The sequence below is a fragment of the Kitasatospora sp. NPDC059812 genome (assembly GCF_042732075.1).
In the GTDB taxonomy this organism is placed as follows: Bacteria; Actinomycetota; Actinomycetes; order Streptomycetales; family Streptomycetaceae; genus Kitasatospora.
Window position 1 is genome coordinate 84772 of sequence record NZ_JBHWIO010000014.1, and the last position, 9501, is coordinate 94272.

General features: G+C 73.0%; 6 protein-coding genes. 5 read left to right on the forward strand and 1 reads right to left on the reverse strand.

What is annotated here, in order from left to right; translation table 11 throughout:
* Positions 1 to 165: 165 nt before the first annotated feature.
* A complete protein-coding gene (locus tag ACFV6D_RS10430) occupies positions 166 to 1758 on the reverse strand; it encodes a PucR family transcriptional regulator (RefSeq protein ID WP_380340180.1) in 1593 nt (530 codons plus the stop codon).
* A 451-nt stretch (positions 1759 to 2209) separates the two neighbouring features.
* On the opposite strand from ACFV6D_RS10430, the gene ACFV6D_RS10435 reads away from it, so the two are divergent.
* The 5 genes from ACFV6D_RS10435 to ACFV6D_RS10455 all read left to right on the forward strand — a co-directional run bounded on the left by ACFV6D_RS10435 (position 2210) and on the right by ACFV6D_RS10455 (position 9185).
* Positions 2210 to 3097 carry a xanthine dehydrogenase family protein subunit M gene (locus ACFV6D_RS10435; protein ID WP_063350021.1) on the forward strand — a complete coding sequence of 296 codons (888 nt, stop codon included), beginning with the start codon at positions 2210 to 2212 and terminating at the stop codon, positions 3095 to 3097.
* On the forward strand, positions 3094 to 3582 hold the full coding sequence (locus tag ACFV6D_RS10440) for a (2Fe-2S)-binding protein (RefSeq protein WP_063350020.1): 489 nt from the start codon (positions 3094 to 3096) through the stop codon (positions 3580 to 3582). Before ACFV6D_RS10435 ends, ACFV6D_RS10440 begins: the two co-directional genes overlap by 4 nt.
* Positions 3579 to 5948, forward strand: a complete 2370-nt coding sequence (gene pucD, locus ACFV6D_RS10445) for a xanthine dehydrogenase subunit D (protein WP_063350019.1) — start codon at positions 3579 to 3581, stop codon at positions 5946 to 5948. Before ACFV6D_RS10440 ends, pucD begins: the two co-directional genes overlap by 4 nt.
* A gap of 335 nt (positions 5949 to 6283) precedes the next feature.
* A complete protein-coding gene (locus ACFV6D_RS10450; RefSeq protein ID WP_380559182.1) occupies positions 6284 to 7810 on the forward strand; it encodes an NCS2 family permease in 1527 nt (508 codons plus the stop codon).
* A gap of 106 nt (positions 7811 to 7916) precedes the next feature.
* Complete coding sequence (locus tag ACFV6D_RS10455; protein ID WP_063350018.1) at positions 7917 to 9185, forward strand: XdhC family protein; 1269 nt, start codon at positions 7917 to 7919, stop codon at positions 9183 to 9185.
* Positions 9186 to 9501: the final 316 nt, after the last annotated feature.

The following is a 9501-nucleotide window of genomic DNA, read 5'->3' on the forward strand; positions in this document are numbered from 1 at the left end:
CCCCGCCTACCCCCCGCCCTCTTCTCCCCCCCCCTTCCCCCCCCGTCCCACGAAGCTGCCCGGCGGCGCCCCCCCCACCCCCGCGGGCCGCCCCCCTCCTGCATGCGGCACGGCTCTCAGGCCCGGCCGTCAGGCCCAGCCCTCGGACCCGGCCGTCCCGACCCGTCAGGCCAGTTCGAGCGCCAGGTAGAAGTCCACCCGGTCCTCCAGCCGGGAGAGGTCACGGCCGGTCAGCTCCTCGATCCGGCCGATCCGGTAGCGCAGGGTGTTGACGTGGACGTGCAGCTGCGCGGCGCAGCGCGTCCAGGAGCCGTCCGAGCGCAGGAACGCCTCCAGGGTGCGGACCAGGTCCGCCTGGTGCTCGATGTCGTACGCGATCACCTTGTCCAGCAGCCGGCTGCGGAAGGCGCGGCGGACCTCGTCCGGGACGGCCGCCAGCAGCAGCACGTGCGAGGCCAGCTCCTCGGGGCCCGCCACGCAGACCCGGCCGACCCGGGCGGCGGCGATCCGGCGGGCGTGCCGGGCCTCCTCCAGGGCGCCGCGCAGGCCGCCGGCCTCGGAGGCGGGGGCGGAGACGCCGAGGGTGATCCGGCCCTCCGAGCCGAGGCCCGCCTCCAGCGGGGCGAGCAGGTCGCGCAGGGTCTCGGCGGGCACCGGGCCGTCCAGGGCGGGCAGCACCACGACGGCGCCGGAGCCGGCCCCGGCGACCAGCGCGCGGTCGGTGGTGCCGCCCAGCGCCTCCTCCAGGACGGCGCGCACCACGCCCTCGGGCAGGCCGGTGCCCTCGGCGCTGAGCACCAGCCAGGACCCGTCCTGGGCCTGGGGTTTGGGCTCGACGCTCTCGTAGCGGGCGGCCATCGCCGTGGAGGCGTACAGGGTGCGGCTGATCTCGGCCGGGTCGGCGTCGCGCTGGAGCAGGGCCAGCACCTCGTCGGCGAGGCGGCGGCGCAGCCGGCGGCCCTCGTCGCGGCGGTGGCGCTCGGCGGCGACCAGCCGGGCCAGGTTCTCGGCGAGCTGCTGGCGCTTGGCGGTCCACTCGGTGACGTCGCCGGCCACCGCGAGCACCCAGTCGGCCAGCGGCGCCTGGTGGTCGGCCGAGGCCGGGGCGGGCAGCAGCGAGTAGGAGCCGCCGGCCAGGCGGGCCCGGTGCGGGGGGCGGCGGCGCTGGCGCTGGGCGCCGAGGTGGGCGCGGACCAACTGGTCGCGGTCCTCGGCCGGGAGGCGGTCGGCGGGGCCGGCGATCACCGCGCCGGTGGGGGTGAGCACCCAGCAGTCGAGGTCGAGGTCGCCGCCGAGCAGGTCCAGCACCGCGTCCAGCCCGCCGCCGCCGGCCGCCGAGACCAGCAGGCGGTGCCGGTCGACGAGGGCGGCGAGGTCGGCGGCGCGGTCGGCGGAGACCTGGCGGCCGATGAACTCGGTGACGGTGCCGAAGGCGATGTCGTCCGGGACGGCCAGCAGCGGCATCCGGTGCCGCCGGCAGGCCTCCACCAGGTCCTCGGGCACCGGGCCGACCTCGGCCTCGCCGGCCGCCAGGGCGACCGCGCCGCCGGCCACGATGGTCCGCACGAACCGCTCGGAGTCGGCCGGGGCGGTGCGCCACAGCATGCCGGTGAGCACCAGCTCGCCGCCGTGCAGGTAGCGGCCGGGGTCGTGCAGGTCCGTGGTCATGACGCCGCTGACCTGCCGGTCCAGCTCGTCCTCGGCCGCGAGCAGGCGCAGTCGCGGGGCGCCGGGGGCGAGCAGGTCACGGACACGCATCCGCGGACTCCTAACGGGGCTGAGGGTGGGATGGGGCTGAGGGGGTGGGCCGAACGGGGGAGGCCCGAGCGTTCGGTCGGGGGTCACAGTGTGCCCGAACATCCGTACTTGTCGTCACGTCCGGGCGGGCGACCGGATCACGGGCCCGTCGCTTGCGAATCACGGCCGGATTACGGTCGTAGGTAGCACCTGGTGAACACCTGGGCTGCGCATTCCTCTCCTTAGAGGAACGTACAGGATGCCGGGCGGGAGCACAGCCGGGGCTTCATGCCATCGGTGACTGCCTGTGGGCCCCGTCGCGGCGGTTCACTGGGCGACACGCCGCCGGACGCAGCCCGGTGACCGGGGCCCGACGCGGAGGCGACGAAGCGGTTGGTTGAGAGGTCCGAACACCGAGTTCCGGGCACTGTGCCCACCCGTCCGGCAGGCGACGACTTGAGGAGACACCCGCATGGAGTTCCTTCGGCCCGCTACCTGGGACGAGGCACTCGCGGCGAAGGCCGAGTACCCGACCGCACTGCCCATCGCGGGCGGTACGGACGTCATGGTCGAGCTGAACTTCGACGTGCACCGGCCATCCGCGATTCTCGATCTGAACCGCATCACCGAGCTCACCCAGTGGTCGAACGACGGCGGCGTCGTCAGGCTCGGCGCCTCCGTCCCCTACTCCCGGATCATCGACGAGCTGTCCGGGCCGCTGCCCGGGCTTGCGCTGGCGGCCCACACCGTCGGCTCGCCACAGATCCGCAACCGCGGCGGCGTCGGCGGCAACCTCGGCGCAGCCTCCCCGGCCGGCGACTCCCACCCGGCGCTGCTGGCGGCCGGCCGGGACGTCCTGGTCGAGGCCGCCTCCGTGCGCGGCACCCGGCTGATCCCGATCGACGACTTCTACGTCGGCGTGAAGCGCAACAGCCTGGAGGCCGACGAGCTGATCCGGGCCGTGCGCATCCCGGTGGCGGACGGCCCGCAGCAGTTCTCGAAGATCGGCACCCGCAACGCCATGGTGATCGCGGTCTGCGCCTTCGGTTTCGCCCTCCACCCGAAGAACGGCACCGTCGGCACCGGCATCGGCTCGGCCGCCCCCACGCCGCGCCGCGCCGTCGAGGCCGAGGAGTACCTGGGGGGCGTGCTCGCCGAGCGCGGCCTCTGGGAGTCCGGCGACCTGCTGGGCGCCGAGGTGGTCCAGCGCTTCGGCGAGCTGGTCAAGGCGGCCGCCTCGCCGATCGACGACGTCCGGGGCACCGCCGACTACCGCCGGCACGCGCTGGCCGTGATGGCCCGCCGCACCCTCACCTGGACCTGGAACGACTACAGCAAGCAGATCAGGAGCGCGGCATGAGGGTGACTTTCACCGCCAACGGCAAGCCGGTCGAGGCGGACGACGTCTGGGAGGGCGAGAGCCTCCTGTACGTGCTGCGCGAGCGGGTCGGCCTGCCGGGCTCCAAGAACGCCTGCGAGCAGGGCGAGTGCGGCTCCTGCACGGTCTACCTGGACGGCGTGCCGGTCTGCAGCTGCCTGGTCGCGGCCGGCCAGGTGCAGGACCGCGAGGTGCGCACGGTCGAGGGGCTGACCGACGAGAACGGCGAACTCGGCCTCGTCCAGCAGGCGTTCATCGATGCCGGCGCCGTCCAGTGCGGCTTCTGCACCCCCGGGCTGCTGGTGCAGACCGACGCGCTGCTGGAGCGGGACGCCCAGCCGAGCGACAACGACATCCGCGAGGCGCTGTCGGGCAACCTCTGCCGCTGCACCGGCTACGAGAAGATCATGGACGCGGTGCGGCTGGCGTCCGCCCGCACGTGCGCCGGAAAGGCCGTGTCGCAATGACCACCCGCACCATCCAGGGGCAGAAGAACCTCCAGGACATCCGGCAGGCCAGCAAGGACGGCATCGGCGGCTCGCCGCTGCGCCCGGACGGCCACCTCAAGGTCAAGGGCGAGTTCGCGTACTCCTCCGACATGTGGCACGAGGACATGCTCTGGGGCACGGCGCTGCGCTCGCCGCACCCGCGCGCCACCATCCTGTCGGTGGACATCTCCGAGGCGCTCAAGGTGCCCGGCGTCTACGCCGTCCTCACCCACCAGGACATCCCCGGCGCGAAGTACTACGGGCTGGAGATCCAGGACCAGCCGGCCCTGGCCATCGACAAGGTCCGCTACCACGGCGAGGCGATCGCCCTGGTCGCGGCCGACCACCCGGAGACCGCCCGCCGCGCGGTGAAGAAGATCAAGGTCGAGTACGAGGTGCTCACCCCGATCGTCACCGAGGAGCAGTGCCTCGACCCCGCCACCCACGGCTACGTGCACGAGCCGCACGAGTACAAGTCGCACGGGTACGGCAACATCTGCCACGAGCAGCGGCTGGTCTCCGGCCTCGGCGTCACCGACGAGGTCCGCGCGCTCGCGGACGTCGTCGTCAGCGGCGACTACGAGGTCGGCATGCAGGACCAGGCCTTCCTCGGCCCCGAGTCCGGCCTCGCGGTGCCCGCCGAGGACGGCGGCATCGACCTCTACATCGCCACCCAGTGGCTGCACGTCGACCGCCAGCAGATGGCCCCGGTGCTCGACCTGCCCGAGGAGAAGGTCCGGCTCACCCTGGCCGGCGTCGGCGGCGCCTTCGGCGGCCGCGAGGACCTGTCGATGCAGATCCACGCCTGCCTACTGGCCCAGCACACCGGCAAGCCCGTCAAGATCGTCTACGCCCGCGACGAGTCCTTCTTCGGCCACGTGCACCGCCACCCCGCCAGGATGCACTACGAGCACGGCGCCACCCGCGACGGCAAGCTGGTCTTCGCCGACTGCCGGATCGTGCTGGACGGCGGCGCGTACGCCTCCGCCTCGCCCGCCGTGGTCGGCAACGCGGCCTCGCTCGGGCACGGCCCGTACGTGATCCCGAACGTGCGGATGCACGCCATCGCGCTCTACAGCAACAACCCGTCCTGCGGCGCCATGCGCGGCTTCGGCGCCGTCCAGGCCGCGTTCGGCTACGAGTCGCAGATGGACAAGCTGGCCGCCGAACTCGGCATGGACCCGGTCGAGTTGAGGCAGCTCAACGCCATGTCGGAGGGCGACCGCATGCCCACCGGCCAGCAGATCGACTCGCCCGCCCCGGTCGCCGAACTGCTGCGGCGCGCCAAGGAGATGCCGCTGCCGCCGCCGCTGGACACCGAGCACCCGGACGTGCGCCAGCTCCCCGGGGCGCTGTCCAACACCTCGCACGGCGAGGGCATCGTGCGCGGCGTCGGCTACTCGGTCGGCATCAAGAACGTCGGCTTCTCCGAAGGCTTCGACGACTACTCCACCGCCCGGGTGCGCCTGGAGGTGATCGGCGGCGAGCCCGTCGCCATGGTGCACACCGCGATGGCGGAGGTCGGCCAGGGCGGCGTCACCGTGCACGCCCAGATCGCCCGCACCGAGCTGGGCGTCGAACTGGTCACCATCCACCCGGCCAACACCGAGGTCGGATCGGCCGGATCGACCTCCGCCTCGCGCCAGACGTACATGACCGGCGGCGCCGTGAAGCTGGCCGCCGAGGCGGTCAGGCGGGCGCTGATCGAGAAGGGCCGCCGCCGCTACGGCTGGACCCACGGCGACATCACGCTGATCGCCGGGAAGGTCGTCTCGGAGAGCGCCGGCGTGCTGGTCCCCATGGTCGACCTGCTCGGCGAGGAGGCCATCGACCTCACCCGCGAACACCACCACCGCCCGACCGTCCCCTTCGACAAGGAGACCGGGCAGGGCTTCGGCCACGTCCAGTACACCTTCTGCGCCAACCGCGCGGTGGTCGACGTGGACGTCGAACTGGGCCTGGTCAAGGTCGTCGAGCTCACCGCCGTCCAGGACGTCGGCAAGGCGCTCAACCCGCTCTCCGTCGTCGGCCAGATCCAGGGCGGCTGCACCCAGGCGCTCGGCCTCGCCGTGATGGAGGAGATCATCGTGCGGGACGGGAAGGTGCGCAACGCCTCCTTCACCGACTACCTGATCCCCACCATCCTCGACACCCCGCCGATCCCGGTGGAGATCCTCGAACTGCCCGACCCGCACGCCCCGTACGGGCTGCGCGGCGTCGGCGAGGCCCCGACCGTGTCGGCGACGCCGTCGATCGTGGCAGCCATCCGCAACGCCACCGGCCTGGCCCTCAACCGGATCCCGGTCCGGCCCGAGCACCTGACCACGGAGGCCCCCGGGGCCTGACGCCCCCGGAGCCCGCAAGCTCCCCCGGGCTCCGGGCCCCGGGGAGCACGGCCGGGGTGCAGGAGAACCTCCCCGGGGCGGCGACCGTCTTCCCCGCCGCCCCGGGGCCGCTCCACCGCGCCACCCCCACTCGCGTGCACCACCCACCGGCACACGACCGCACCATCCCGCTGCCTCTCCCACGCCGGGGTTCTGCAGCGGTGCGCACCACCCACGCACCGCAGGCACCGCCACAGTGCGCCCAGTGAGTCGAGCAGTCCCCCTGCGCCAACCTCGTTGACTGGCAGTCAGGTCGGCTCGCCCACCCCAACCCCCTTTGACACTTGGGAGTGGACATGACCCAGATCCCCACGGAACACAGCCCCACGGAACCCCGCCCCACGGAAGAAAGACCCGCCGAGGACGACACCGCCACGCCGGCCCCGGCCACCGCCCCCGCGCCCGCCCCCGCGCCCGTGCCCGCGCCGAAGAACGCACTGGACGCGTACTTCAAGATCACGGCCCGGGGATCGACCTTCGGCAACGAGATCCGCGGCGGCCTCACCACCTTCATGGCGATGGCCTACATCGTGCTGCTCAACCCGATCATCCTGAGCGGCGCCGACGTCAACGGCCTCAAGCTGGACCACGCGCAGCTCACCACCGCGACCGCGCTCGCCGCAGCCGTCACCACGATCCTGATGGGCGTGGTCGGCAACGTCCCCCTGGCGGTCGCCGCCGGACTCTCGGTCTCCGGCGTGATATCCGCGCTGGTGGTGCCGCACACCACCTGGCCCCAGGCCATGGGCCTGTGCGTGATCTACGGCCTGCTGATCGTCCTGCTGGTCGTGTCCGGGCTCCGCGAGAAGATCATGAACGGCATCCCGCTGCCGCTCAAGCACGCCATCACCATCGGCATCGGCCTCTTCGTCTCGCTGATCGGCCTGGTCAAGGCCGGCTTCGTGCACACCGGCGGCCCCACGCCGCTCGCGCTCGGCCCCTTCGGCGAGCTGGCCGGCTGGCCCGTCCTGGTCTTCTGCCTCACCGTGCTGACGATCTTCGTCCTGCTGGCCCGCAACGTCCGCGGCGCGATCCTGATCGGCATCGCCGGCGGCACCGTGGCGGCCTTCGTCATCAACGCGGTCGCCGACCTCCCCGCGAAGACCTGGGTCAGCTCCGCCCCGGTGTGGCCGGGCAGTCCGGTCTCCGCGCCCGACTTCGGCCTCTTCGGCCACGTCGACCTCTTCGGTGCCTTCGGCAGCCACGGCCTGGGCGCCATCAGCGCCTCGGTCGCCGTCTTCACCCTGGTGCTGGCCGGCTTCTTCGACGCGATGGCCACCATCATCGGCGTCGGCACCGAGGCCGGGCTGGCCGACAAGCAGGGCCGGATGCCCGGCCTCTCCAAGGCCCTGTTCATCGACGGGGCCGGCGGCGCCATCGGTGGCCTGTCCGGCGCCTCCGGCCAGACCGTGTTCGTCGAGTCCGCCACCGGTGTCGGCGACGGCGCCCGCACCGGCCTCGCCTCGACCGTCACCGGCGGCGTGTTCGCGCTGATGCTGTTCTTCTCGCCGCTCGCCGCGATCGTCCCGACCGAGGTGGCCTCCGCCGCCCTCGTCGTGATCGGCTCGATGATGATGAGCCAGGCCCGGCACATCGACTGGTCCGACCGCGAGGTCGCCATCCCGGCCTTCCTCACCTGCACCCTGATGCCGTTCACCTACAGCATCACCGCCGGTGTCGCCGCGGGCGTCATCTCGTACACGGTCATCAAGGCGGGCACCGGCAGGTGGCGCGAGCCCGGCCCGCTGATGTGGATCCTCACCGGGGTCTTCGTGGTCTACTTCGCGCTCACCCCGATCAAGTCCTGGCTGGGCGTGCACTAGGCCTTCTCGGCCGGACAGGGCCTGGCCGCACCGCCGCCGTGCGGGAATCGTTTCCCGTACGGCGGCACCTCCCGTCTACCCTCGCTTGTGTAAGGAGCTCCCCGACATGCAGGACATCGCCGAGCAGTTGCAGGCCTGGCACGCGGCCGGGCGCTCCTTCGCCGTGGCCACCGTCGTCGGCGTCTCCGGCAGCGCGCCCCGCGACCCAGGGGCGGCCCTGGCCGTCGACGCGGCCGGCGAGGCGATCGGCAGCGTCTCCGGGGGCTGCGTCGAGGGCGCCGTCTACGAGCTGTGCCAGGCCGCCATCGAGTCCGGCGAACCCGTGCTGGAGCGGTTCGGCTACAGCGACGAGGACGCCTTCGCCGTCGGCCTGACCTGCGGCGGCGTCCTCGACGTGTTCGTCCAGCCGATCCGGCCCGGGGCCGACGACGGACTCGACGCCGGCATCGCCTACATCGCCTCCGGCACCCCGGTCGCGCTCGCCCGGGTGATCGCCGGGCCCGACGGACTCGTCGGCGCCACCGTCGCCGTCACCGCCGACACCCACCACGGCGCCCTCTCCCCCGCCTTCCCCCCCACCTCCTCGACGGCCCAGCCGTCGCCCGCCGCCGCCCCTGCGGCGACGCGCCCCGCGCGACACCTCCTGACCGCGCTGGAACAGGCGATCGTCACCGAGGCCCGGGCCATGCTCGACGCCGGACGCACCGGCCGGATCGTGCTCGGCCTCGACGGACGCCCCTGCGACGACCGCGACCAGGGCACCGTCACCTGCTTCGTCGAGTCCTACGTGCCCGCACCGCGGATGCTCGTCTTCGGCGCCATCGACTTCGCCGCCGCCGTCGTCCGGATCGGCCGCTTCCTCGGCTACCGCGTCACCGTCTGCGACGCCCGGCCCGTCTTCGCCACGAAGCAGCGCTTCCCCGAGGCCGACGAGGTCGTCGTCGACTGGCCGCACCGCTACCTCGACTCCCAGCTCGACCGGATCGACGGGCGCACCGTGCTCTGCGTGCTCACCCATGACGCCAAGTTCGACATCCCGCTGCTGGAACGCGCCCTGCGGCTGCCGGTCGGCTACGTCGGCGCGATGGGCTCGCGCCGCACCCACCGCGACCGCGAGGCGCGGCTGCGCGAGGTCGGGCTCACCGAGGCCGAGATCGGCCGGCTGCGCTCCCCCATCGGCCTCGACCTCGGCGCCCGCACCCCCGAGGAGACGGCCGTGTCCGTCGCCGCCGAGATCATCGCCCACCGGCGCGGCGGCAGCTGCCTGCCGCTCAACGCCGGGGACGGCCCGATCCACCACGAGGCACCGGCCACCCCCGAGGAGCCCCGGGCGGCGCGACAGGCACGACGCACGCGACGGACGCACGCCGCCTGAGGCAGTCACCAACCTCCTGCGCCAGCTGGAGGAGGAGACCACAAAGCTGGGAAGCGGCTCGCGCGCAGGTCCTGCACTTCCACGGGCGGCATCTCCCAGCTTCACGCTTCATGGGTGCCGGAAGAACGTGCGGATGACGGCGTTCTGGTCGAGGTTGATCGCCGTCGCTGCGAGGACTGGATAATTACATGACCACTGACACTTGCGTGGCACAATCGAAATCACCGGCTTCCGGCCCCTTGAAGGGGGGCCGGGCCGCGGGGGCGGCTCACCAAAACCCGCCCGCCCGGGCGGATAGAAGAAAAGAAACACCCCA

Excerpts from the sequence above, each read along its gene's own strand:
- ACFV6D_RS10440 (WP_063350020.1), top strand. The coding sequence starts at position 3,094 with ATGAGGGTGACTTTCACCGCCAACGGCAAGCCGGTCGAGGCGGACGAC.
- ACFV6D_RS10435 (WP_063350021.1), top strand. The coding sequence starts at position 2,210 with ATGGAGTTCCTTCGGCCCGCTACCTGGGACGAGGCACTCGCGGCGAAG.
- pucD (WP_063350019.1), top strand. The coding sequence starts at position 3,579 with ATGACCACCCGCACCATCCAGGGGCAGAAGAACCTCCAGGACATCCGG.
- ACFV6D_RS10455 (WP_063350018.1), top strand. The coding sequence starts at position 7,917 with ATGCAGGACATCGCCGAGCAGTTGCAGGCCTGGCACGCGGCCGGGCGC.
- ACFV6D_RS10430 (WP_380340180.1), bottom strand. The coding sequence starts at position 1,758 with ATGCGTGTCCGTGACCTGCTCGCCCCCGGCGCCCCGCGACTGCGCCTG.
- ACFV6D_RS10450 (WP_380559182.1), top strand. The coding sequence starts at position 6,284 with ATGACCCAGATCCCCACGGAACACAGCCCCACGGAACCCCGCCCCACG.